This window comes from Paenibacillus sp. FSL F4-0236 (genome assembly GCF_038000135.1).
Lineage (GTDB): Bacteria > Bacillota > Bacilli > Paenibacillales > Paenibacillaceae > Paenibacillus_AQ.
Genome location: NZ_JBBOBK010000001.1, coordinates 5,704,002 through 5,728,851, shown reverse-complemented (window position 1 = coordinate 5,728,851; position 24,850 = coordinate 5,704,002). Strand labels below are relative to the sequence as shown.

The window sequence follows — 24,850 nt, the reverse complement described above, 5'->3', positions numbered from 1 at the left end:
CAGAATGAATTACTCATTGGAGAATATTACAGAAACACGGTCCGTATTGCAGCTACTATTGATTTTTGGCTCATTCTGCTAGGGTTACGGACTATATAGCTCTTATTAGCCTCTACATGTGTATAATTGGAGTGAATTTGGGAGAATAGTTCGGTTTACATAGGCACTTTTTTCGCTGCCCAAGTGTTATAGAAGATATAAAGGTTAAGGAGGTGCTTACAACGCCACAGGATTCGCTAGATCCAAAGGAGCTGGAAGAGTTAATCATTAGTATTCAAAAGGGCAATATCGAACGGTATGCTTTTATCGTTAGAGCTTTCCAAACGCCAATCTACCGCTATTGCTATCGTTTGTTAGAAAACAAGCAGGATGCGGAGGACGCAGTTCAGGATGTTTTGGTAAAAGGCTATCAATCTATCCATCAATACAAGCCGCAGATGCATTTCTCGGCATGGCTCTATCGAATCGCGTATCATCATTGCTTAAACCTGCTGCGTAGACGGCGTTTGCAAAAGCGAGTCATGAGTATCTTCAAGCCTGATTTTATGTCTGCAAGTCCTGAACAAGAGCTGGATGATCGGTTGTTTAATCCCTCATTGTCAGCCGCTTTAGCACAGTTGTCGCTGGAAGAGAGGAATATGCTTATTCTGCGGGTGTTTGAAGAAAAGACTTATGCAGAGATAAGCGAAATTCTTGGGGTCAGTCCCAATGCACTGACGAAGAGAATGAACCGGATCAAGCGGAAGGTGCAGGAAGCTATGAAATTGGAGGAGGAGATCAGATGGAACGAACCACAATCAGCGATGAATACCGAGATGTAATGTATGCCTCAGCCGGCAATGAACTTCTGGGTGAGATCGATGTAGAAGAGGAGGTTATGGGACATATCCGTGGCATGTCAGATCGAAAGCGATTGTTCTCGCTCTCGCTGAAGACGATGAATAAAACAACGGCAATTGCCAGTATGTTAGCCTTGTTCCTGATGATCTCAGTGACAGCGTATGCTGCATCGGAATATATACAGATCCGCAATAGTGAAGGCGTAGTAAAGGTTCAGCATGTTGCGCCGAATGAATCTGCAGGAGTAGCTTCCTATGATAAGTATGCACAGAAAGTAGATGCTTTCGCTAAACCGGGAGAATTGATCGCCTATCTTGTGAACAATAATGCAGGCGCAGCAGGCTTGGCAACAGAATTGTCTTTTAAGTATAAAGAGCAACGGATAGGCGAATATTCTGATTTTTTGAAGGAAATCAAGCGGACAGGGGCGCCGATGCTTCCTGCATTGGCAGCAGGGTATGCTTTTGAATATGGGGTTATAAACCCTAATCATCCGACTACGGATGCGGAGAAGAACAGTTCTCTATATCAGGAGACGTTACAAGATCTTACTGCCCAAGCAAACAAAGATAAGGGAAGTAGTAATTTATTTATGAAGGCTATACCTTGGTCGGAACCAGGCTGGATCAGTGCAATTTATTCGAAGAATAATGCTTTTATAGGTATCTCTGCCACGATCATGCATGGCGGGAAAGTGTTCGTGGAGCAAGAACCTGAGAATCAAGCGGATAAGATTATAGTGGCTGGCACAGAAGTGATCTATAACAAAGTAGTGAAGGAAGAGGTAAGCTACGATTATCTGAATTGGTATAACGAGAAGCAGGATGCGTATTATACACTCAGCAGCTACGGAGATAAGATTTTGAGTAAGGAGCAATTTTTACAGTTGGCTGGGGAGCTGTTGAAGTAGATTCTTATAGTCTTGTAGTTGCATGCGCTAAGTTAGTTGTACTATATACAATTAAAGTTAACTAATACCTTTATATAAGCCCTGTAGTTGTATTTAATACAGCTATTACTGGTTAAATTAGTGGAAATAAACGTTTTTACGGATTTTAGTTGTAGAGAATGCAATTAAGGAAGAGGATATGGGAGATCAGAAATAAATAAGTGTATAAAATACAGTTAGATCATATGAAAGGTAGGAAGCATTCCCGACAACGCCGGACTTTTTATCCTAGGGATTCATGATTCACCTTGTACTTATGAAATACTTCATCTCAAAAGTTGATTCAGATATAAAAGAAGGTATCCCTAATGCGAAGCTTTAGGGATACCTTCTTTATATTCTTAAGTCGGAAGATCGATCAGGGTTAGCCTTCCAGCAGCAGTGCTTCTGGATCTTCCAGCAATTCCTTCACTTTGACGAGGAAGCTAACCGCTTCAGAGCCGTCAACGATCCGGTGATCGTAGGAAAGGGCGATATACATCATTGGACGGTTAACGGTTCTTTCTTCGTCCAGCGCAATTGGACGCAATTGAATCTTATGCATCCCTAGAATACCTACTTGAGGGGTATTCAGAATCGGGGTGGATAATAGGGAACCGAATACACCGCCGTTGGTGATAGTGAACGTACCGCCTTGAAGCTCGGAGAGACTAAGTGTATTAGCGCGTGCCTTGGAAGCGAGTTCACCAATCTGACGTTCGATTTCCGGGAAACTGAGGCGATCTGCGTCACGGACAACCGGAACCACCAGACCTTCCTTAGCTGCAACGGCAATACCGATATCGTAGAATTTCTTAACGACCAGATCTTCACCGTCAATCTCTGCGTTCAGCAGAGGGTAGGTCTTCAGCGCACCGATCACGGCTTTGGTGAAGAAGGACATGAAGCCTAGTCCTACTTCATGCTTCTCTTTAAAAGCATCCTTGCGGCGCTTGCGGATGTCGAGGATCGCTGTCATGTCCACCTCGTTGAAGGTGGTCAGCATGGCTGCGGTCTGCTGCGCTTCTACCAAGCGGCTGGCAATCGTGAGCCGTCTGCGCGACATGCGCTTGCGCTCCACGTTCTTGCCATCCTCCGGCGCGGCTTTGCTCGCTGCCGGCTTCGCTGGCTCCGGCTTGGCTTGTGCCGCCGGAGCTACCGGTGCAGCGGCCTGTGGCGCTGCTGCACCATGACCCGACACATCGGCCTGACCAATCCGGCCGATAGGATCACGGGCGCTAACATCGCCGAGGTCGATGCCGCGCTCCCGTGCCAGTTTGCGTGCGCCCGGCGATGCCAGTGCAGCGGGGCTTTCGCCACCCGCTACAGCGACTTCGGGCGCTGCTACAGGTGCGGCTGCTGCGCTGCCGCTTGCCGGTGCCGCTTCAGGCGCTTTGCTCTCAGCGGCCTGCGGTGTACTACCGCTAGCGGCTCCAATGATGCCGATGGCTTCGCCAACGGCTACGTTCTCGCCCGCTTGACGTAGGATGGAGGAGATGACACCCTCCACCTCCGCACTAATTTCCAAATTCACTTTATCCGTCTCTAACTCAGCAAGCACATCACCTTGACCTACCGTGTCGCCTTCTTTAACCAGCCATTTGTAGATGGTTCCTTCGGATATAGATTCTCCCAGATCGGGTACTAAGATTTCTGACACAGGCCGTTACCTCCCCAAACATAATGGTTTACGCTATTGTGATACCGTCCTCTTAAGAGGACGGTACAGCTGTTTGTACTTGTGAATTTGCTTTTAGGGCCTCTGAAACAATTCTACGCTGTTCAAAGCTATGAACATCTGCATAACCACTCGCAGGACTGGAACGTTCAGGACGTCCGATATATCTCACGCTAGTGTTTTGCGGTGCGATGGCCCGTAACCGAGGTTCGGTATAACTCCATCCGCCCATATTCTTCGGCTCTTCTTGCACCCAGACAATTTCCTGAAGGGATGTGAAGGAGCTTAAGTGAGCACTCAGTTCATGTTCTGGGAACGGATAGAGTTGCTCTAAGCGCAGTACATGCAGCCATGACCAATCTTTGTCTGAAGCAGCTTCTAGCTCTGTTTGGATGTCGATAGCTACTTTACCGCTGCAGACTACTAGACGTTTGACCTCACCTGGCTTCTGGCCTAGCAGGGGCTCAGCTAACACAGGCTGGAATTGTCCGGAAGCGAGCTCAGTTCCGGCAGATGTGCTGCGCGGATTACGAATGAGACTCTTCGGCGTCATAATCACCAGTGGTTTAGCGTCTTCCTGTCCACATAAAGCAGCTTGGCGCCGCAAGACATGGAAATATTGAGAAGCAGTGGTCAAGTTAGCAACGGTCCAGTTCTCTTCCGCGGATAACTGTAGGAAGCGTTCCAATCTACCACTGGAATGTTCGGGTCCCTGTCCCTCGTAGCCATGCGGTAACATGACGACGAGATTGCTGCGCTGCGTCCATTTCGCACGTCCAGCGGCAATGAACTGATCAAATATAACCTGACCTGCATTGGCGAAGTCGCCATATTGTGCTTCCCAGATGACGAAGGTTTCTGGTGCGAACACATTATAACCATACTCAAAGCCTAGCACAGAAGCTTCAGATAGCGGACTGTTATATACGCCAAAGGAAGCGCGAGAATTACTTAGCTGATGAAGCGGAGAGAATAATTCTCCTGTCTTACTGTCGTGCAGCACCAGATGGCGGTGTGCGAAGGTGCCGCGCTGTGCATCCTGACCGCTAAGTCGAATTGGCGTTCCATCCTTCAGGATGGTTGCGAAGGCGAGGGACTCAGCGAGTGCCCAGTCGACCTTTTCACCCTCATTCAGTGCGTCCTTGCGACGCTGCAGAATTCGCTCCAGTTTCGGATAGACTTGGAATCCATCAGGTACGCTCAGTAGCTCACGATTAATCTCTTGCAGACTGGAGATCGGTACGGCTGTAGTGCCTGCCGCTGAGCGATCTGTATGAAGAGGAATGAAGGCCTTTGGTTCTTTTTTCTTGTGATTGCCTTCCTTCATACTATCGTACGCACGTTGCAATACGCCTTCTGTTTCAACGTGCATCTTTTGTACATCTTCAGCTGTAAGAATTTTTTCGCGCTGTAGCCGCTCCGCATACACCTTGTAAACGGTTGGATGATTGCGTACCTTACCGTACACGATAGGTTGTGTAGTTTCAGGATCATCCATTTCGTTATGTCCATGACGACGATAGCCGATGAGATCAATAACGAAATCCTTTTTGAATTGATTGCGATATGCACTAGCTAAACGAACGGCTGATATACAGGCCTCAGGATCATCAGCATTGACATGGATAATTGGAATTTCATATCCTTTGGCGATGTCACTCGCATAATGCGTTGAACGGGAGTCTTCGCTTTCTGTCGTAAAGCCGATCCGGTTATTAACAATGATATGGATCGTCCCGCCATTCTGATAACCTTGAAGTTTGCCAATATTAAGTGTTTCTGCAACAATCCCTTCACCTGGAAAAGCAGCATCGCCATGCATCAGTACCGCCATAGCTTTACTGGTATCAATCTTCGGCAATCCGGCTGTGCTCCGATCTTCTTGAGCAGCACGAGTGAAGCCTTCCACGACAGGATTGACGAATTCCAAGTGACTTGGGTTATTCGCTAGTGTTATTCTTGTGCGTACGGTTTCTCCTTCACGGACAGCGCGATCTGCACCCAGATGGTATTTCACATCACCCGTCCAGCCATAGTTAATGCCTGTAGAGCCTTCGGAAGGGAAAAGCTCCTTGTTCGGAGAATGATGAAACTCTGAAAATATAATGTCATAAGGTTTGCCTAAAATATGTGCAAGAACGTTGAGGCGACCACGATGCGCCATGCCCATCAGAATATGCTCTGCGCCGTCATGCGCAGCAGCGCGTACGATTTCATCCAGCATCGGTACGAGAGCGTCGTTGCCTTCCAAGCTGAACCGCTTCTGACCCACAAAGGTTTTGTGGAGGAAGGTTTCGAATTGCTCTACTTGGATCAGGCGGTTTAGCAGCTCTTTACGTTCTGCATTATTTAAAGGCGCTGGTGAGCTTGTGGATTCTGCCTGTCTGTTCAACCATTTCAGTTCTTGTTCTTCATGCACATGCCCGAATTCATAGGCGATTGTCTTGGTGTAAGCCTGACGCATACGCTGAACTGCATCCCATCCGGTATGCACATCATTCGGCGCATTCTCCCAAATGAGCGTGGCAGGTAGTGCGAGCAGATCCTCACGAGTCAGCTCATAGGTTTCGAGTTCAAGATATTTAGCCATGGGATTGTGATCGCGCTCAAGCGGATCAATATCAGCGGCCATATGGCCATATATACGAATATTAGCGATTAGCTTGGAAGCTCTTACTGCCTTTCTAAGCCATTCGGTGTCTCCCGAAATGCGAGGCTGTGGAGCCGGTTCGCTATCCGGTGTTAGGGGCGGGGGACCCGAATTTGTAAAAAGCTCGCGATAATTATTCTCTACGGTGGAAGGATCTTTCACAAACTGTTCATATCTTTCTTGAATGTAGCCTAAATTGGGTCCGTAATACTTACTCCAAATGGATTCGTTATAGGGCTCTTTGGCTGCCATGAATACATCCTCCTTAACGGATGAACTCCATACGTGACATTTTGTGTCAACGCTTACTGGAGCTGTGATGATTGCGGTTTCATTTCTCATCTTATTGTGCTACTTTCCACACGTGTAATCAATTCATTCTTTCGTCCAATACGTTCGCAAAATGGTATGGGTTAGCTTGTTCTAATGAAAAGAACGCTGTTTCTTCTCATTACCCATTCCTAAGGCCCACTAAAATGATTCTAATATCCTTATTTTTAACTAATAGGGAAGGAAGTATCATTCTATCGGCTTAATTAATTTTATGAATGGGACGAGTATCGTGTTAATAGGACAAGATATCGCACAAAAGCGCTTCTATTTTTTGTTTTTTAATGGAAAAACTAATCAGAAATCGACACACTTTTCCACTTTAGTATAGTATAATGTTATTGCAGTTAGCGATTTTCATATATTTCAAAGTAGATCCTTTCGTGTAAAGGGTCCAGTAAAAGGTAAACCTGCCGAAAGGCAGGGGCACAAAGTCGCGGGTCTAAGGTAGAAATACTATGACAGCCGGATTGCCTGGGGACTAAAATCTTAGGAGGAGATTTTTTGGACAAGTCCAACCAGGGAAGCAACAGAGAACAGCAGGTCATTGATCTAGACGTAGAGTGGGTCCATTTATTATTAGCAGCTAAGAAGGCTGGCATAAAGGCAGATGAAATTCGTCGCTTCTTTCATGAGAAGACTGTGCAAGCCGTGCAGTAATACATTCAGAGCATTAGATATCAAAAGAGCACAGCGATAACTCGCTGTGCTCTTTTTCTTTATATAAGGATCTATAAGATTCAGACTTGGTCCTTATATTCTGCTAGAATTCAAACGCCTTCGCGGTCCATGTTAGGAGGGTGAAGGCGCTTATGTTTAATAGTATGAGTAGAAGAGGATCTTATCAGGTCAGGTGGAATATTAATCCTTCTGATCAAGGCGCCATTTCTGGTAGTCCAGAAACTCCTTGAATTCGCGTTTGCTTATGCCTGAGGCCATAGCTTCCTGCACCAATCGGAACCATTCCGAATCTAAAGGTGACTCCTCAGCATCATTAGGTTCTCCATAGAGCAAAGCGTGGATGGATACCTGAAGCGCATCGGCGATCTTTTCGATAAACTGAATTGAAGGATTGGATTGGATGTTTCTCTCCACATTGCTAAGATACGACTTAGCAACATCCGCTCTGTCCGCAAGCTCAGATAGGGACAATCCCTTTTCTAGGCGGAGATGCTGGATACGTTGGCCCATATTTTGTGGCACTATGCTGACGCCCCTCCGTAATTTTTGTTATTAGTATAGCAAATATCAATAAATTCGACAAAGTTTATTGTAAAGAGAAGAGCAGCATCTACTTATCCGCTTTCCGGAATAAGAATCTGCTGCTCTTCGAATGGAAGACTTATTAGATTATTTAGCGGATCCAGCAGTTTGCTTACCTACGAAATCCCAAGTCAGAGTTAATGAATCTTTTTGGAAGTAGTTTTGCTCTTGGCCGTTATCAACAAATTCGAATTGAACGGTGAAGCTATCATTTGTGCCGGCCTTAATTCCAGATGCTTCGCTAGTACCCCAGATTGCATCAAGTCCAGTGTTTTTTACGAGATCCGGTGTCTGAGTCTTCAAATCGGCCAGGGTAGTTTCCCAAACTACTTTCTCTTCACTACCAGGTAAGATGCCGCTTTTATCTTTATTCACCAGGAATTTAACTTTGATGGATTTTGCCAAATCGTTAGCGCCGTTGTTACCACCTACATCATTAATAGAGGTAGCTGTTTTGAGGAGGATCGAACCGATATCAAGTGTACCGTCATTTTTTAGTTTGAAGTCTCTTTTGATCGTATCGCCTGGCTTCAGATCCTTCAAATCAACGATAACAGAAGGATCAGAGTTCAAATCCAGTGTACCTGCTGCGAATGTAGCGGTGCTTTGTGCAGTGTCACTAAAGTAAGCGAAAGTTCCTCCACCAATCAATGATAAACCCAGTGCTGCAGATGCTACGCCAAGACCCAATGTTTTTTTGATACCCATAATTAAAATTCCTCCTCGGTTTTTGTGGTTTTTTTTATAAAAGTTATATATTGTAACTTCCGGTTCGTAAGCGGAAGCGGACAATCAACGAATTACTGTATTTCAGTTGGGGGTGGAGAGGCGGGCAGTATAGCAGCATTTTTCTTTTCGAGTGCAGCTACAGCCTTCCATGACGAATACAGAGCATAGAGCAGGAGCATCAAGCCTGGTACGATCATGAGCATGACACTTCCAGCTTTGGAAACTGCGAAATTCATAGCGTAACCTACGTAAGGTACGGTGACCCCGGTATACTCAGCTACAACATTCGTGGAACTGGTAGGGTTCATATCAGGCGCATCATTGTTATCGCCTTTCGTGCGATACATGGCTTCACCAGTAGCGTTGTTCATTGTTGCTTCTACAACACGGTGAGTAATTAGCAGGTTTTCTTCATTTCTAAAGGTGATCACATCGCCTTTTTTGAAGCGATTCATATCTCCTCCGGGTTTTAAAGCGACAATCGATCCGGTTTGAATCCCTGGTTCCATCGAACCTGAGAGTACCGATTTGATCTGGTATCCGAAGAAGGCAGGTTCACCGCCGGAGGCCTTTGATAAAACTACGGCTACCACCAGCAGAATGAATATCACAAGCATGATGCTCGATAATGTATTGTTGATCATTTTTTTAATCCGCATATTATTCGCCACCTTTAACTTGTTGAGGGTCCGAAGGGGCTGGTGTTGCTACCGGTGGGGAAGTGGTTGTATCTTCCGCTTTTGGCGCCTCCTGAGGAACCGCTTGCTGTGGTACATCTTTTGGAATCGTTAGCTCTTCACCAATTTCCGGAACGACCGGGTTAGTGGCTGGGGCTTCAGGCTGTTCATTATTTATGTTCTCTGGAGTAGCTTCACCTTTCGGTGGAGTCACTTCCGTTTTTGCTTTCTCCTCAGCTTCAGCTTTCGCTTTGTCCTCAGCTTCTTGCTTTTCTTTTTTCTCCAGTGCCAAGCGTTCTTCTTCTTTCTTCGTTTGTTCAAGCGCCTCTAGTCGGGCTTTCTCAAGTGCTTCCAATTGTTGTTCACGGGTTTGACTGATCAATTGGAGCTGACTCTGAAGATTGCTGATTCCTGAAGTAGCCGATTCTTTAAGACCATTCATTTCAGTATTGAGATTTTCATAAGTGGAGGTAAGTTCGCTAGAGATATTGCCGGCCGGCTGACTAAAAGGAATCAGGAAAGGTAACGGCTGCTGAAACGCCTCGTTGCGTAACTCGGGTTGTCCATATACATCACTGGTCACTACCGAAGCAAATGGAAGCCCGATGTCGTGTATGGAGTTTAGATATTGGATGACTCCCTTTAAGGAAGCATTCAGGGATTCAGAGATTACACCGCTTTGATTCAGGCTGCTTTGCAGCTCTCTGAAGAATTGTTCATCCTTGATTTCTAGACAGTTTGAATCTAGAGAGGTCATATATCCTCCAATCTGGAATAGGACGGCTGCTGCTGCGTTCAGCTCACCATTGATTTCGTTCCAAATTTGGCTGTTGGTGGCCAGTTGCTCATTCACGCCATCGATTTGAGATTGAAGCGCGGAGATTTGTGTGGAAATCTCTTGCGCTGCGACATCAAGCTCATCCAGCGTCATGCCTTCTATTCCCGAAACGTCTGAGAGACTGCCTGAAGGGGTATAGCTTTGCAGCGATCCTTTTAAAGCAGTAGCTCTTTCGATATGATCTTTGAGTTCTGTTAGAAGCCCCTTGATCGAGTTTGGAAATACTTCGCAAAAGCTAATTGTGCTAGTGGTTTGCGTAGTAGCTCCAAAACCACCATAGGTACTACCCACTTGCTGCGAGGTAGTCAGAAACAAGACGGAGACAGCCATTCCTGATTGCAGAACACGTAATCCGATTTGTTTCTTTCGTTTAGGTCTTCTTTTTGCTGATCTGGGTCTCAGAGGAATACCTCCCCTCAATGTCTTGAGTTTCTTTGGTTCGTTATTGTTGTTCTTTATTGAGAACAACTTCTGTAATGAATAATACATGGAATAAATTGAAAAGAAAACTGTCAATAAGTCTCGTTTGTGCTCTATAAAGAACAAAAATGTTAATTTATCTCTATTTATCTCGGTTTATCGCTTGATATCTATTTTTATTCGCAATAGAGAACGATGCATAGGAGGGGAATGTATTAAAAATAGCCTAATCATGCGAGAGGCACGATTAGGCTATTAGAATTCTTGCGAGTTTAATTGTGGGCTCAGTTAGGGAAGACGAGTACCACGTGAACTAACATATAGGTCATACCATTCTTTTCGAGTAAGCTCCAGCTTGTCTGCATCGGCGCAGGCAGCGATGCGCTGCGGATTCACAGTCCCAATCACAGGCTGAATAGCTGCCGGATGTGTCATTAGCCAGGATAGCACTATGGCTTCGGGTGTTGTTCCTTTTTCATCTGCAAGTTGTTTAACCATGGCAGCTGTTTGGACCATATTCTCTGGTTGATCCTCTAATGAACGTCCACTAAATAAGCCTTGTGCGAGTGGGCCCCAAGCTTGAAGCTGAATGTTCTCCATTCGACAATGTTCAAGGGTTCCTTCGGGAAAGGTAATATCCTTCCAAGGTTCACGGTTTACACTGATTCCAGCATCGACCCAGCTGAGCTTGGCTAGGCTCATGTGTAGCTGGTTTACGATAAAAGGTTCCTCGCAATAGGCTTGCAGCATTTTGATCTGCGCTGCGCTCATATTGGAAACGCCGAAATGACGAACTTTACCTGTTGCCTTTAATTGATGCAAAGCAGAAGCTACTTCCTCTGGATCCATTAGGGGGTCAGGCCGATGGAGCAGCAGAATATCAATATATTCCGTTCCTAGTCGCGACAATATTCCATCTACACTGCTTAGAATATGCTGGCTTGAGAAGTCAAAGACATTAGAGCTGTCTCCAGGCTCCATTAGCTTAATACCGCACTTCGATTGAATAATGATTTCTTCGCGGAGTCCTGGGCGTTCTTTAAAGATTTGACCGAATACCTTCTCGGCTTTACCACGGGTATAAATATCTGCGTGATCAAACATATTGATACCAATAGATAGTGCTGCGTCGACGGCTGCATGTCCTTGCTTAACATTCTCGGCGGTAATCGGTTCATGATCCCAGCCTCCACCAAATCCCATACAACCTAGAGCAATACGGCTGGCTGGTATACCGCGCTTGTTTAAAGGCAGCGTTCTCAACATTGTGATTCCTCCTAGGAAAATATGATTGCGTACACGTACATATTGTACACGCTTAGATTCTAGTGTGGTATTTATTGTCTCTGCGAAAGCGAAAAAAAAGAGTAGAGGTCCTAAGGACTCTACTCTGTATTAAGTGGTGTTCCAATGTCATTCAACTTGCGTGCTACAACATCATCATAGAGACGTTGTAGCCATTTTAGTTCAATAAGGGTGTGTTCATAGGTGCCGTACATGAGATGAAGGGCGGAACGAGGAACAATAGGAATATGTTCTTCATATACCTGATAAGCCAGATTCACCTGATGTTCGGTTTCCCGAATACGTTCTTCGAGCAGCTTCTCCACCTTGTTTTGATCAACATGACGGGACATGGCTAGAGCCATATACATCGGATGATAGAAGGGCTCGTTCTTTTTAATTTGCTGTAGAATTAACTGCTCGAATAAATTTTTACCTTGCTCAGTAATACCGTAAATGGTTTTGTCAGGGCGATCACTGCTGCTAATCACTTCTAAAGCTTCGATATAACCATCTTGTGCAAGTTTATCGACAGCATAGTAGAGAGACCCAAGCTGGAGCTTTGTAATCCGGTCCATGGAGCGCTCTTTCATGACTAGTGTAATTTCATAGGGATGCATGTTTCGTTCAAGCAATAGTCCGAGAATAGCCAATTTCATCGACATAATCGTTACCTTTTACCCTCGGACGCCTGAGCAGTTTTACTCGGAATGGTGAGGCGGTCTTTTGGCATAAGCAGCACAAAGACTAAACCAAGGACGGCAGGAATCATGGCCCACATAAAGGTATGTGCGATTGAAGAGGACAGTGCACTAGATATTTTCTCTAAAATTTCAGGTGGAATCTTGGCTCTTGCTTCAGGTGTCAGGGCTGCCCGTGGATCGCCGAAGGCTGCTGACTGCTCACTTCCGCCAAAAGCTTCGCTAATGCTGCTAGTGAAGTTGTTACGCTGAATAATACCGAAGATCGTAATCCCCAGCGTCATCCCAAGCGAGCGCATAAAGGTACTTGTTGAAGTTGCCGAACCGCGTTGGCGCATATCGAAATTATGGATAGCTGCCATGCTTAGCACGGAGAAGGAGAAGCCCACGCCGAATCCAGTTAAGGCCATGAATACATTAAGCATGAGACGGGAGGTATCTGGTGATAAAGTGCTTAGACTGTAGACACCTGCTACAAAACAGACTGCGGATAGGATCATAATGTTGCGGAAACTGGTTTTGGTTGTAAGTAGCCCACCGGTCTGACTGCCCACGACCGTACCGATCATCATCGGCATGAGGATCAGTCCAGAGTTCGTAGCGGAGCCGCCAAATACGCCCTGTACAAAGATAGGAATGTAGATGGTGGCTACGATAAAGGCAGAGCCATAGAACAAGGCTGTCACACTACTTGTTGCAAACAACCGTTTACTGAACATCGCGAACGAGATAACAGGTTCAGCCGCCACTCTCTCAATGAGGATGAATGCCAGCAAGAGTACAGCGAAGCCGGCGAATAAGCCGAGAATGACACTGGAATCCCAAGCGTATTGATTGCCTCCCAGTTCTAGCGCAAACATTAGGCAGATAATGGCGCCGACGAGAGTGAAGGCTCCGCCCCAGTCGATGCGCTGTTTAGCGTGAGAGATCGATTCTTTGTAAGAAGTTGCGATCAGAAAAAGTGCAATAATTCCGAGCGGCAGGTTAATGTAGAATACCCATTGCCAGCCTACATAGTCGGTAATATATGCACCCAATAATGGTCCGAGTACACTGGAAATTCCGAAGACCGCACCGAAAAGGCCGGTCAGCTTTCCTCTTTTTTCAGGAGGGTAAATGTCGAAAACGATGGTGAAGGCGATAGGCATTAGTGCACCGCCGCCGATTCCTTGAATTGCCCGGTAAATACTTAGTTGTGTAATACTGGTTGCAGTACCGCACAGTGCTGAGCCAATCAGGAATACAATCAGTCCGAACATGAAGAAACGTTTACGTCCATACATATCCGAGAGCTTGCCGAAGATAGGGGTCCCAGCCATTACCATGACCATATAGGCCGAAGTGACCCATACGATTTTGTCCAGACCGCCAAGGTCGGAAACAATGGTTCCCATAGCTGAAGCTACAATGGTATTGTCCATCGCGGACATCAGAATACCGAGCAGCAGGCCGATAACTACGAGTTTAAGATTACTTTCTTTAGTATGCATGCTTCGCAGGCTCCTTTTTCTAATAGTGATAAATCCGTTCAAAAAATGTTCATAGGTTAGAAGCAAAATTTATTATATTCAAATTTGAATAGGGTAGCAATAGTTTTTTTCAAATATAAGAAGTATAAGTTTCACACAATACTATATGTCTTATATTTCTCGCTTAAACGCTTACCGTCCTTATAAGGACACCGAAGGCGTTTATGCTTGAAAAAATGGGATTTGGGGGATAGGAAATAAAGAACGCCTCTTGACATACCCTACGGGGGTATATTATATTATTGGCAAGGAGGCTGATTCTTATGTCTACTAGTAAGCAAGAACAAACTGAGAAATCCTGCGAAGCTGACTGTCATTCTTCAGCATCTGGAGAACGAATGAGTCATCATTCGACAGATTTCAAAAATGGTTTGAATACTCGCCTTAACCGGATTGAAGGCCAGATCCGCGGGATAAAGGGTATGATAGAGCGGGATACTTATTGTGACGATGTGCTCAATCAGCTCGCAGCGGTTCAAGCGGCACTAAACGGTGTTGGTAAGATGCTGCTGGAAGGGCATATGAAGAGTTGTATTATTGAACGAATCGAAGCCGGTGAACATGAGGTTATCGATGAGCTGCTAATTACGGTTAACAAATTAATGAAATAATAAGCTAATGCTCCTTGAGCATGGCTTCATAACATTTACTGGAGGTAATTATAATGTCGAACGCTACATTAAACGTTGAAGGAATGTCTTGTGGTCACTGTGTCAACTCTGTAGAGAAGGCTGTAGGTAATCTTGGAGCTACTGCTAAAGTTGATCTTGCTGCTAAAAAAGTTTCCGTTGAGTATGATGAGAACAAGGTGAGCCTTGGAACTATTAAAGAAGCTATTGAAGAGCAAGGGTATGATGTAGTTTAATTTGAAGCACAGTAATAAGGCTTGGAGCTGTATGGGAATGCCATAAGCTCCAATGCCTTTTCTTTTTATAGAAATTATCATACTCTATAGGGGTATGAGGAGGCTTTGGAATCATGGATAAGTTAAAAATAACAGCTTCACCCAATGAACAGCAAGCGACCGTACAGATTACAGGCATGACCTGTTCTGCTTGTGCAGCTCGAATTGAGAAAGGTTTGTCCCGGATGGAGGGTGTTTCTCGCGCAAATGTAAATTTGGCCTTGGAACAAGCCACTGTCGGATTTGATCCTTCTGTATCAGGGTTACCACAAATTGAAGATAAAATCCGCGCTCTTGGTTATGATACCGTCAAAGAGACCGCGGATTTTGATATATCAGGCATGACCTGCGCTGCATGCTCGGCGCGGATCGAAAAAGTGTTGAGTCGTACGCCGGGGATCGCAGCAGTGAATGTGAATTTAGCGCTGGAAACGGCACATGTAGAATATACTCCCGGTAATATTAGTCCAAGAGAGATCATGGAGAAGGTAAGCAATATCGGATATAAAGCTACTCTTAAAGAAGACCGCAAGGATCATGTGGATCGTCGTGTACAGGAAATTCAGCATAAGAAGTGGAAGTGGATCATTTCTGCTATTCTTTCTTTCCCATTGTTATGGGCGATGGCAGGTCATTTTTCATTCACAAGCTGGATTCCAACACCGGAGTTATTTATGAATCCTTGGTTTCAGCTTGTTCTGGCGACCCCCGTACAGTTTATCATCGGTTGGCAGTTCTACGTAGGCGCGTATAAAGCACTTCGTAACGGAAGTGCCAATATGGATGTGTTGGTCGTACTGGGGACATCAGCAGCGTATTTCTACAGTCTTTATCTGACGATTGATTCATTAAGTATGAAGGGAATGAATCATGACATTGAAATGTATTATGAGACGAGTGCTGTACTCATCACGCTCATCCTCGTTGGTAAATGGTTCGAGGCGCTAGCAAAAGGACGTTCCTCTGACGCCATTAAGAGCTTAATGGGGCTTCAGGCAAAGACGGCTCTCGTGATCCGCGATGGCAAAGAAATGAATATCTCTACAGATGAAGTGATTCCTGGTGATATTGTATTGGTGAAGCCCGGAACAAAGGTGCCGGTGGATGGTGAGGTAGTAGAGGGTTCCTCTTCTGTGGACGAGTCTATGTTGACCGGAGAAAGTATTCCTGTAGAGAAAAAACCTGGAGATACTGTTATCGGTGCTACATTAAATAAGAATGGGATCTTAAGAATCAAAGCCAACAAAGTAGGAAGAGACACTGCACTCGCTCAAATCATTAGAGTAGTGGAGGAGGCCCAAGGCTCCAAAGCGCCGATCCAGCGGATCGCGGATGTCATCTCAGGTATTTTTGTACCGATTGTTGTAGGCATTGCGATGATCACTTTCTTGGTCTGGTACTTCTGGGCAGCACCTGGTCAATTTGCCGATGCCCTTGAAAAAGCTATTGCGGTGCTCGTAATCGCCTGTCCATGTGCGTTAGGTCTTGCAACACCGACCTCCATTATGGCGGGATCAGGCCGCGCTGCAGAGCTTGGTATTCTGTTCAAGGGTGGTGAGCATTTAGAAGGCGCACAAGGGATTAAGATCGTTGTTTTGGATAAGACAGGTACGGTTACAAATGGTAAGCCCATGCTGACTGATATCGTGACTACCACTGGAATTGCCGCTTATGGTAAAGAAAGTGCAGAGAATCGTCTATTAGCTTTAACTGCGGCAGCCGAGAAATTATCAGAACATCCGCTTGCGGAAGCTATCGTTGCAGGAGCCGCTGACAGAGGTTTGATCTTACCCACCGCTGAACAGTTTGATAATGTACCTGGACGGGGAATTATGGCTGTTGTCTCCGATCAACAAGTTAGGGTGGGTACACGGCGTATGATGGAAGATCATCAATTGGACATCACAGAGTGGACCTCAGTCATGAAGAGACTGGAAGAGGCAGGAAAGACAGCTATGCTTGTAGCGGTGGGCGATGAGATTGCCGGGATTGTCGCTGTAGCGGATACGATTAAACCAACCTCAAAAGCAGCTGTAGCTGCGCTTCATGCGATGGGCATAGAGGTCATTATGATTACAGGTGACAATAAAATCACCGCAGAAGCTATTGCGAAGCAAGCAGGTATTCGAAAAGTGTTAGCAGAGGTTCTGCCAGAAGGCAAAGCGAAGGAAGTTCGTAAGCTGCAGCGGAATGGGACAAAGGTAGCTATGGTTGGGGATGGCATCAATGATGCTCCTGCACTGGCTACTGCAGATACGGGCATGGCGATTGGTACAGGGACGGATGTAGCAATGGAGGCTGCAGATATTACACTGATGCGGGGAGATCTGAAGAGCATACCCGATGCCATTATGATGAGCCGTAAAACGATGAGTAATATTAAGCAGAATTTGTTCTGGGCACTTGCATACAATACAATAGGTATACCGATTGCTGCACTCGGATTTCTAGCTCCATGGCTAGCTGGAGCTGCGATGGCATTCAGTTCTGTGTCCGTCGTCTTGAATGCACTTCGTTTGCAGCGGGTAAAGCTTTAAGAGAAACCTAACTATGTAAGGAGTGGCCGCTGTGCAAGAAAACAACGAGACAATATCTCTATTAATGAACCATGCATCTGTCCGCAAGTATCAGGATAAGCCAGTAAGTGAAGAGCAGCTTGCAGCTATTATTGAAGCAGGCCAAATGGCTTCGACTTCCAGCAGTGTACAAGCCTATAGTGTTATTGCAGTGACTGACCCGGCTATAAAAGCAGAGCTTGCCGGATTATCGGGTAATCAGGCTTATATAGAACAATGCCCAGTCTTCTTGGTCTGGTGCGCGGATCTGTATCGGTTGCGTGAGGTGACAAAACCTCATTTGCAGGGAGAGACATCGTATGAGGATTCTGCGGAGAACCTTATTGTAGCTACCGTTGATGTTGCGCTTGCTGCTCAGAATGCTGCTGTAGCTGCGGAATCGCTTGGGCTCGGGATTGTTTATATCGGCGGAATCCGTAACCGGATCGCGGAGGTTTCTGAGCTGCTTGGACTGCCCGAATTGGTTTATCCGATATTTGGAATGTGTGTGGGCTATCCTGATGGAGCCACAAGCCTGCGTCCGCGTCTGCCATTAGAGGCTGTTCTACATCGCAATCGCTACAATGCCGAAACGACAGTGGAGCAGGTCAAGACTTACGATAAAGTCTCTTCAGACTATATGCGTGAGCGGACTCATGGTGCCAAGGATACACCTTGGTCTGTGATTATGGCAGAACGGTTGGCACAGCCAGCGCGAATGCATATGAAGGAATTCCTTCTCGGAAAAGGATTCTTTAAGAGGTAATCTAGTATTTTCGATTAAAGAGGTTGCCCTATTCGTAGTTAAAACTACGGGAAGGGCAACCTCTTTTTCGTACCCTGAGGCATGAAGGTGACAGTTGTCATCTTAAAGAAATGACAGTCCATACTAATGTCAGGTCTCCTTTTTCCATATGATTGAAATAGATCAAACGCATTCGGAATCGGAGGGGTTACGAAATGGACAGTGTTATTGAGATGAATGGAGTTAGCAAATTATATAAGGATAAGAAAGCAGTAGATAATATCAGCTTCAACATTGCCAAAGGTTCGATTACAGCTATTCTTGGACCAAACGGAGCAGGCAAAACAACGGCATTGGGAATGTTATTGGGGCTATTAGAGCCCACTGAAGGTACAGTGAAAATATTTGGACAACATCCAAAAGATAAAATGGTACGTGAAAAGACCGGTGCGATGCTGCAAGAGGTAAGTGTGATGGATCGGCTGAAGGTTCGGGAGATCATTGCTCTGATCCGTAGCTATTATCCACAGCCGATGGATATGGAGTTTCTAATTAAAGCTACAGGGCTTGCGCCAGCGGATCTGAATAGATACGCCGAGAAGCTCTCGGGCGGTCAAAAGCGTAGTCTAGGCTTCGCGCTGGCCCTGGCTGGTGATCCAGAGCTGATCTTTTTCGATGAACCTACGGTTGGACTTGATATTACTTCCCGTCGGCGGTTCTGGGATACGGTTCGTGGACTTGCGGAGCAGGGCAAGACGATTGTGTTCACGACACATTACTTACAGGAAGCTGAAGATATTGCGGATCGTATTCTGTTGTTTAGCAAAGGCCATTTAGTTGCAGACGGAAGTCCAGATGAGATTAAATCGCGGATTGTGAAGCGTTCGCTGTCCTTTTTACCAATAGGTGATCGATCAAAATTACGCAGGAGCCTGCTGGAACTAACCGCTATTGAGGGTTGTTATGAAAAAGAAGGTCGAATTCATGTGACGACAGACGATACGGATGAAGCGCTGCGAGCGATTTTTGTTACTGGACTTCCCGTGAAGGATGTTCGTATAGATCAGGGACGTTTGGATGACGCTTTTGAACAATTGACCATGAACCAAGAGGAGGCTATCTAAAGATGAGATTAATTACTGTACAGTGTAAAGCCGAGATGCTGAGGATCATCCGTAATCCTTATTACGTATTCTGGTCATTGCTCATGCCCATTATGTTCTATTTCATCTTCACCCGCGTGGTTAATACAGGTAACGATGATCCGACGTGGCGCGCTCACTACTTAATGTCGATGGCAACCTTTAGTGTAATGGGCTCTGCGATCATGACGCTTGGCATCCGTTTAGTGCAAGAACGAACACAAGGCTGGACTACCTTTATTCGGATTACCCCGCTACCGGGTTCCGTCTATTTCTTCGGAAAAATGTTCGGGCAAACGATGATGCATCTGTTTTCGGTCATTTGTATTTTTGCCGCAGGATATTTAATCAATGGTGTCTCCTTATCTGCGGGTCAATGGGTGCTTAGTGGGCTATGGATTCTGATCGGTTCCCTTCCATTTTTGGCGATTGGTACGCTTGTAGGTGCTATGAAACGGGTGGATACGGCTAGTGGAGTCAGTAACGTGATTTATATGGCGCTTGCTGTAGCGGGGGGCATGTGGATGCCAATTGAGATTTTACCACGTTTAATGCAGAAGATTGGTCATTGGTTACCTTCTTATAACTATGGAAATGGGGCGTGGGAGATTGTACGTGGTTCAGCCCCACATTGGAGTAATGTCTTGATTTTGCTCGGATATTTGGTAGTTTTTATGTTACTATCGGTTTATATTCGAAAAAAACAGGAAGCGGTGTAAAGTAATGACCGAGCGTGGACAGTTCCAGTTATTTCCGAGAAGTCAGGGGTTTTTCCCTTATGTATGGGCTGTTTATCTGATTTTGCCCATCCTGAATTTGCGCGGGGAGACTGGAATGAAGCTCATTCTAGGTGGGATTATGATAGCGGTGTTTGCCATCAGCTATCGCCAGCTGTATTGGGTTCGGGGTGGCGTGTTTAATGTTTGGTTAACGACTCAAATGGTGATCATCGTGGTGCTTAGCTTGTTTTATACGCCCTTTAATCTGTATATGGGCTTTTTCACCGTGAATTTTATAGCTTATTATACGGAGAATAAAGGGTTTAAAATTGCATTTACTTCTTTTGTGGTTATGGTACTTTCGGTGCTGGTCTTAGTAGGCCGTGAGTTGGAATGGGTTAGTATTATGTTTTTAATCCCGTTTATCGTTATTATGCTGATTATGCCATTCGGCGTAAGATCCATGCATCAACATCAGAAGCTGGAGAAAGAGCTAGATCAAGCTAATGAGGTGATTAAAGAATTGGTGAAGCGTGAGGAACGCATGAGAATCGCTCGTGATTTACATGATACCCTCGGGCATACGCTGTCCTTGATTACATTAAAAAGCCAACTCGTAGAGAAGCTGGTGACCAAAAATACGGAGCGAGCCCAAGAGGAGGCGCGGGAAATTCAGCGTACTTCGCGGGCTGCGCTCCGTCAGGTGCGCGAGCTAGTGTCGGAAATGCGTGCGATCTCAGTAGCAGAAGAACTGGCAGAAACCGGGGAAATGCTGCGCACGGCGGAGATTGCCTTGGAAGTGGAAGGGGACATCTCGCTAGAGGGAGTATCCGATCTGACGCAAAATATTCTCAGCCTCTGTATCAAAGAAGCGGTGACTAACATTGTGAAGCATAGTAGAGCGGATAAATGCTTCATCGGGGTGGCAAAGACCGCCGGAGAAGTTCGAGTTACCGTTAAAGATAACGGAATTGGCCTCCAGAACGGTGAGAGATGTAATGGTGAGCTTAGTGATGGAAATGGTATGAAGGGGATGGCGGAACGTCTATCCCTGATTGATGGCTCTCTGTCGCTAAGCTCAGAAGAAGGTCAGGGAACTACGCTGATCGTTATGATCCCTCTAATCGTTAAGGAAGCAACAGGAGGTGAGAGTGCATGATAACCATCGTTATAGCGGAGGATCAACGTCTGCTTCGGGGAGCGATGGCATCCCTGCTGGATCTTGAGGATGATATCGAAGTCGTCGGAGAGGCTTGTGATGGAGCTGAGGCGTTAGCTTTAATCGACAGGCTTCAGCCGGATGTATGTCTCATGGACATTGAAATGCCGTTCAAGAGCGGTTTGGAGGTTGCAGAAATATTGCGGAGTAAAGGTTGTCCGACTCGAATTATCATCTTGACTACCTTTGCCCGTCCGGGCTATTTCGAGCGTGGAGTGAAGGCTGGTATACAAGGGTATTTGTTAAAGGACGAGCCTGTAGATAAGCTGGCTGAATCTATTCGCCGTGTAATGGCTGGACATCGGGAGGTATCCCCCGAGTTAGTTTTTGGTAGCCTGCGGGAAGAAAATCCACTAACAGCACGGGAACGAGAGATTTTAAAGTTGGCTGGTGAAGGGCAAACGGCGGCGGAGATCGCTTTTTCGCTACACCTTTCTTATGGAACTGTTCGCAATTATATTTCTGAAATACTCAATAAGCTGGAAGTGAAAAGTCGAATTGAGGCGGTACGACTGGCAGAGGAAAAAGGCTGGATTTGAGGGGAGTAGGGCATTGTTATGCAAATATTTCTGATTCGTCATGGTGATCCGGACTATTCCATAGATGGTCTAACGGAATTCGGGCATCTTGAAGCAGCAGCACTAGGAAAACGCATGGCATCTATCGGTCTGGATGAACTATATGCTTCACCACTGGGTAGAGCACAGACCACAGCCAGTTATGTGGCCAAAGAGACGGGACTTGTAATTCAGACAGAACCTTGGACTTGTGAACTGGATTGGACAGAGATTATGTTAGATGGACAATTGTCGTCTATTTGGGATAGCCCCGGAGAACATATTAGCGAACTATCGAGTGGAAAGAGAGTATGGTCTGATGAAACAGATCATTGGTTGAAGCAAGAGGAATACAGATTGCGGTTCAGCGAATTACAAGCGGCGTCAGATCAATTCTTACTTCGACACCATTATAAAAGAGAAGATGGCCTGTATCGGATCCTTGAGCCTTCTACCAAGAAGATTGGAGTAGTATGCCATGGTGGCTTTGGCCTCGCATGGCTAGCTCATTTATTACAGATTCCTTTAGCTTTGGCTTGGTCCGTATTTTGGTTAGCGCCAAGCTCGGTAACGACGATCTTGTTTGAAGAGCGCAGCGAGAACTTTGCGGTTCCTAGATGTATTGGACTAGGAGATGTTTCCCACCTTTATGCTGGCGGCATGAACTATCGCCCGAGGGGATTAATGGGCAATCATGTTTAAAGTGAATGCTTAAGAGTGAGTAAGAACATTGCCTATGAAGTGAAAGGCCATCCCACAGAGGATGGCCTTTTTACTAGCTCTATATGATCGGAGCGAATAGGCCACTCTTCAACGTGGATTTATTTTCACCTGTGACCCTTTACCACCTGTCTGGATGCCAGTGTCCTTCGTTCCAACTTCCTTCAAGTCAGTCACTAGTCGCTCCAATACGGCCTTGGAGGCAGCCGCTTCTTTGGTGCCGGATGCCTTCACGACTAATTGCACCGGCTTGCCGGAGCGGAGATGCTTCTCAGCCTGACGGAGCTTCGTATCGTAGTCATGCTCTTCAATATGAGCCGTGAAGCGGAGCTCTTTGACCTTCTCCTTGCTGCCGCCCTTTGCTGCTGAGCCACCACTAGCCTTGCGTGCTGAGGCTGCTTCTTTCTGCGCGGCCGCTTTTGCTTTGCCCTTTGCAGTTAGGCTGCAGGGCGGTGGGCTGCTCATTAGTGAGGTGCATACCAGATCAGCACCTGCTGAACGAGCCATGGCCAGCGCCTCTTCTCTGGACACAATCCCCAGCTTCTCACCTCTAAGTCCAGTAAGTACTACTTCGGATGCTCTAATTTGTTCGTTAATTAATACAGCCACTTGGGTGAATCCTCCCTGAGAACAATGATATAGCTATCATATATGGAACTAGCTTGAGGTTCAAATGTGGAGCGTAGGATTAGCGTTACTAATCCTCTCAATTTCCTCTTTTATGATTTGTATGAATAGTTTTTTTGATGATGTTGCTAGATATTCTCGGTTGCGCCGCTGCAATATACCAACTTGAATGAACGGCTCGCTTAGTTCAACATCGATTTTTACGATATCTGTCATTAAAGCTGTCGAATCAAGCACTACCCCCACCCCAGGGTTCTTTCTTATAAAATGAGGAATAGCAGAAATTTGACTTATGGTGGATAGAGTGGGCTTTGATTCCAATCTCGAAAATTGCTTAGCTAACCGAAGATAATATAAGCAAGTGTGTCCTCCAGCTATAATTGGATATTCAAGAATTTCTCGAAATGAAATATTGTCTCGTCCGCTTAAAGGATGATTGTGATCTACTATAAAAGCGATTTTCTCGTGATAGAGCGGTTCGAAATAAAAGAAAGACAGGTCGGACGGCTCACCGCAGATGGCGAAATCCAGTTCACTTTGTAGAACAAGTTGTGAGAGCGAATCAGTGTTACCCTGAATGAAGTTACATTCCATTTTGGGTTTTTGCTCATGAAACTTTCCCAAGGCGTTCGGTAGGACGGATTCCATCATGGATTCAATGCCTCCGATATGGAGTGTGCCAATTTCGTCATGCTGTAAAGCCTTGGTGAGTTCTGATACATAGTTCCAATGTTGAATAAGGTTATCGATTTCCGCTGCAAAAACTTGCCCAGCACTTGTCAGTTCTACTTCCCAGCCTCTGTGAAAGAGTTGTATGCCCAGTTCTTTTTCAAGTCGTTGAATTTGGTTGGTAATGGTAGACTGCGCATAATTCAACTTTTCGGCAGCACGTGAGAAAGTGCCTTCTTGAAGGATGGTCTTAAAAGCCATCAGTTCTTTTAGATCCATCGATTGTCACCTCTATCGGTATAATTGATTAAGATTATTATCTTATTCAATTATATAAATCAAAATACTGAGAGTACAATAAAAGAATTCCAAAGAAGGAGTGAATTAATTTGCCATTCATTAGAGTCAGTTATTTGGAGCAACAATACGACATTCATCAGCTAGAGGGAATATGCAGAGCGATTATGAGTGCGTTAATTCAGCATTTCCATGTACCGGATGATGATATGTTTCAGGTTTTTCATGCGCATAAAGCGGGGGAGTTTTTTTATAGTAAAGATTATTTAAATATTGAACGAAGCGACGGACTGATATATATCCAAGTTACGCTAAAATCCGGAAGATCGACGGAGCAGAAAACAAGCTTTTACGCGATGTTAGCCGAGGAATTATCGATGACGCTAAACATCAGAAAAGAAGATATATTCATTGTGCTCGTCGACACGGAATTCGAAGATTGGTCGTTTGGTAACGGTGTTGCTCAAATGCTACAACCTCCGGTTAGGGAGGTGTAATATGGCGCATCGGAAAATCGTCACAAATGTACGGGAATCGTTAGGGGAGTTTGCTCCAGCATTCGTCGACTACTCGGAAAATGTGTTATTTGGGGACTTATGGAGACGGGAGCAATTATCACTTCGGGATCGTAGCATGATTACGATTTCTGCTTTGGTGATGGGAGGCATGACGGAACAACTCCCCTATCATCTGCGCTTGGCTTTAGAGAACGGCTTACAACTTGAAGAAATCGTGGAGGCCATCACCCACCTTTCTTTTTATGTAGGTTGGCCGCGAGCCTCTTCAGCTCTAGAGGTTGCAAAGGATGTAATAGGAAAAAATAAATAAC

25 protein-coding genes and 1 riboswitch are annotated in these 24,850 nt (G+C 45.6%); of the genes, 14 read left to right on the top strand and 11 right to left on the bottom strand.

Annotated elements, in window-relative coordinates:
• The first annotated feature begins 212 nt into the window (after window positions 1-212).
• Window positions 213-821: an RNA polymerase sigma factor gene (locus tag NSQ29_RS25575; RefSeq protein ID WP_341126402.1), complete on the top strand. Its 609-nt coding sequence runs from the start codon at window positions 213-215 to the stop codon at window positions 819-821.
• Window positions 782-1,750, top strand: a complete 969-nt coding sequence (locus NSQ29_RS25570; protein ID WP_341126401.1) for a hypothetical protein — start codon at window positions 782-784, stop codon at window positions 1,748-1,750. The genes NSQ29_RS25575 and NSQ29_RS25570 overlap by 40 nt, the downstream gene beginning before the upstream one ends.
• A gap of 403 nt (window positions 1,751-2,153) precedes the next feature.
• On the opposite strand, the gene odhB is transcribed toward NSQ29_RS25570, so the two are convergent.
• Both odhB and NSQ29_RS25560 read right to left on the bottom strand, forming a co-directional pair.
• Window positions 2,154-3,428 (bottom strand): 2-oxoglutarate dehydrogenase complex dihydrolipoyllysine-residue succinyltransferase, encoded by a 1,275-nt coding sequence (gene odhB / locus NSQ29_RS25565; RefSeq protein ID WP_076299889.1) that lies wholly within the window; start codon window positions 3,426-3,428, stop codon window positions 2,154-2,156.
• 52 nt (window positions 3,429-3,480) lie between these two features.
• Entirely contained in the window at window positions 3,481-6,348 is a 2,868-nt protein-coding gene (locus tag NSQ29_RS25560) for a 2-oxoglutarate dehydrogenase E1 component (protein ID WP_042184285.1), read from the bottom strand.
• Window positions 6,349-6,819: 471 nt separating this feature from the next.
• Window positions 6,820-6,904: riboswitch (cyclic di-GMP riboswitch) on the top strand.
• 26 nt (window positions 6,905-6,930) lie between these two features.
• On the opposite strand from NSQ29_RS25560, the gene NSQ29_RS25555 reads away from it, so the two are divergent.
• Window positions 6,931-7,086 carry an anti-repressor SinI family protein gene (locus NSQ29_RS25555; protein ID WP_231573373.1) on the top strand — a complete coding sequence of 52 codons (156 nt, stop codon included), beginning with the start codon at window positions 6,931-6,933 and terminating at the stop codon, window positions 7,084-7,086.
• Window positions 7,087-7,287: 201 nt separating this feature from the next.
• On the opposite strand, the gene NSQ29_RS25550 is transcribed toward NSQ29_RS25555, so the two are convergent.
• From NSQ29_RS25550 to NSQ29_RS25520, 7 genes are all read right to left on the bottom strand, one after another.
• Complete coding sequence (locus tag NSQ29_RS25550) at window positions 7,288-7,617, bottom strand: helix-turn-helix domain-containing protein (protein ID WP_042131791.1); 330 nt, start codon at window positions 7,615-7,617, stop codon at window positions 7,288-7,290.
• 159 nt (window positions 7,618-7,776) lie between these two features.
• Window positions 7,777-8,397 carry a TasA family protein gene (locus NSQ29_RS25545; protein WP_076285138.1) on the bottom strand — a complete coding sequence of 207 codons (621 nt, stop codon included), beginning with the start codon at window positions 8,395-8,397 and terminating at the stop codon, window positions 7,777-7,779.
• A gap of 92 nt (window positions 8,398-8,489) precedes the next feature.
• A complete protein-coding gene (sipW, locus tag NSQ29_RS25540; protein WP_149646254.1) occupies window positions 8,490-9,077 on the bottom strand; it encodes a signal peptidase I SipW in 588 nt (195 codons plus the stop codon).
• A 1-nt stretch (window position 9,078) separates the two neighbouring features.
• Entirely contained in the window at window positions 9,079-10,422 is a 1,344-nt protein-coding gene (locus tag NSQ29_RS25535) for a hypothetical protein (RefSeq protein ID WP_341126400.1), read from the bottom strand.
• A gap of 219 nt (window positions 10,423-10,641) precedes the next feature.
• Window positions 10,642-11,619 (bottom strand): aldo/keto reductase, encoded by a 978-nt coding sequence (locus tag NSQ29_RS25530; RefSeq protein WP_341126399.1) that lies wholly within the window; start codon window positions 11,617-11,619, stop codon window positions 10,642-10,644.
• A gap of 119 nt (window positions 11,620-11,738) precedes the next feature.
• Window positions 11,739-12,302 (bottom strand): PadR family transcriptional regulator, encoded by a 564-nt coding sequence (locus NSQ29_RS25525; protein ID WP_042184294.1) that lies wholly within the window; start codon window positions 12,300-12,302, stop codon window positions 11,739-11,741.
• 5 nt (window positions 12,303-12,307) lie between these two features.
• Entirely contained in the window at window positions 12,308-13,828 is a 1,521-nt protein-coding gene (locus NSQ29_RS25520; protein WP_340973836.1) for an MDR family MFS transporter, read from the bottom strand.
• A 377-nt stretch (window positions 13,829-14,205) separates the two neighbouring features.
• Between NSQ29_RS25520 and NSQ29_RS25515 the strand changes: the two genes are divergently transcribed.
• From NSQ29_RS25515 to NSQ29_RS25475, 9 genes are all read left to right on the top strand, one after another.
• The gene (locus NSQ29_RS25515; RefSeq protein WP_231573462.1) at window positions 14,206-14,478 is read left to right on the top strand and encodes a metal-sensitive transcriptional regulator; all 273 of its coding nucleotides are present in this window, start codon (window positions 14,206-14,208) and stop codon (window positions 14,476-14,478) included.
• Between the two features lie 53 nt (window positions 14,479-14,531).
• Complete coding sequence (gene copZ / locus NSQ29_RS25510; RefSeq protein WP_339268345.1) at window positions 14,532-14,732, top strand: copper chaperone CopZ; 201 nt, start codon at window positions 14,532-14,534, stop codon at window positions 14,730-14,732.
• Between the two features lie 113 nt (window positions 14,733-14,845).
• Window positions 14,846-17,308 carry a heavy metal translocating P-type ATPase gene (locus tag NSQ29_RS25505; protein ID WP_341126398.1) on the top strand — a complete coding sequence of 821 codons (2,463 nt, stop codon included), beginning with the start codon at window positions 14,846-14,848 and terminating at the stop codon, window positions 17,306-17,308.
• Window positions 17,309-17,339: 31 nt separating this feature from the next.
• Complete coding sequence (nfsA, locus tag NSQ29_RS25500; RefSeq protein WP_341126397.1) at window positions 17,340-18,092, top strand: oxygen-insensitive NADPH nitroreductase; 753 nt, start codon at window positions 17,340-17,342, stop codon at window positions 18,090-18,092.
• A 194-nt stretch (window positions 18,093-18,286) separates the two neighbouring features.
• Entirely contained in the window at window positions 18,287-19,195 is a 909-nt protein-coding gene (locus NSQ29_RS25495; protein ID WP_042184304.1) for an ABC transporter ATP-binding protein, read from the top strand.
• Window positions 19,196-19,197: 2 nt separating this feature from the next.
• The gene (locus tag NSQ29_RS25490) at window positions 19,198-19,932 is read left to right on the top strand and encodes an ABC transporter permease (protein WP_042184306.1); all 735 of its coding nucleotides are present in this window, start codon (window positions 19,198-19,200) and stop codon (window positions 19,930-19,932) included.
• A 4-nt stretch (window positions 19,933-19,936) separates the two neighbouring features.
• Window positions 19,937-21,091, top strand: coding sequence for a sensor histidine kinase (locus NSQ29_RS25485; protein ID WP_340973839.1), 1,155 nt, complete (start codon window positions 19,937-19,939; stop codon window positions 21,089-21,091).
• Window positions 21,088-21,690 carry a response regulator transcription factor gene (locus tag NSQ29_RS25480; RefSeq protein WP_042184310.1) on the top strand — a complete coding sequence of 201 codons (603 nt, stop codon included), beginning with the start codon at window positions 21,088-21,090 and terminating at the stop codon, window positions 21,688-21,690. Before NSQ29_RS25485 ends, NSQ29_RS25480 begins: the two co-directional genes overlap by 4 nt.
• Before the next feature lie 18 nt (window positions 21,691-21,708).
• A complete protein-coding gene (locus tag NSQ29_RS25475) occupies window positions 21,709-22,410 on the top strand; it encodes a histidine phosphatase family protein (protein WP_340973840.1) in 702 nt (233 codons plus the stop codon).
• Window positions 22,411-22,518: 108 nt separating this feature from the next.
• Here NSQ29_RS25475 and infC read toward each other — a convergent pair whose 3' ends face one another.
• Both infC and NSQ29_RS25465 read right to left on the bottom strand, forming a co-directional pair.
• On the bottom strand, window positions 22,519-23,037 hold the full coding sequence (infC, locus tag NSQ29_RS25470; RefSeq protein WP_341126396.1) for a translation initiation factor IF-3: 519 nt from the start codon (window positions 23,035-23,037) through the stop codon (window positions 22,519-22,521).
• A 60-nt stretch (window positions 23,038-23,097) separates the two neighbouring features.
• Complete coding sequence (locus NSQ29_RS25465; RefSeq protein WP_340973842.1) at window positions 23,098-24,003, bottom strand: LysR family transcriptional regulator; 906 nt, start codon at window positions 24,001-24,003, stop codon at window positions 23,098-23,100.
• A 110-nt stretch (window positions 24,004-24,113) separates the two neighbouring features.
• Here NSQ29_RS25465 and NSQ29_RS25460 point away from each other — a divergent pair, with 110 nt between their 5' ends.
• Both NSQ29_RS25460 and NSQ29_RS25455 read left to right on the top strand, forming a co-directional pair.
• Window positions 24,114-24,518, top strand: a complete 405-nt coding sequence (locus tag NSQ29_RS25460) for a tautomerase family protein (protein ID WP_340973843.1) — start codon at window positions 24,114-24,116, stop codon at window positions 24,516-24,518.
• Window position 24,519: 1 nt separating this feature from the next.
• A complete protein-coding gene (locus NSQ29_RS25455) occupies window positions 24,520-24,849 on the top strand; it encodes a carboxymuconolactone decarboxylase family protein (RefSeq protein ID WP_076300081.1) in 330 nt (109 codons plus the stop codon).
• The last annotated feature ends 1 nt before the right edge of the window (window position 24,850 follow it).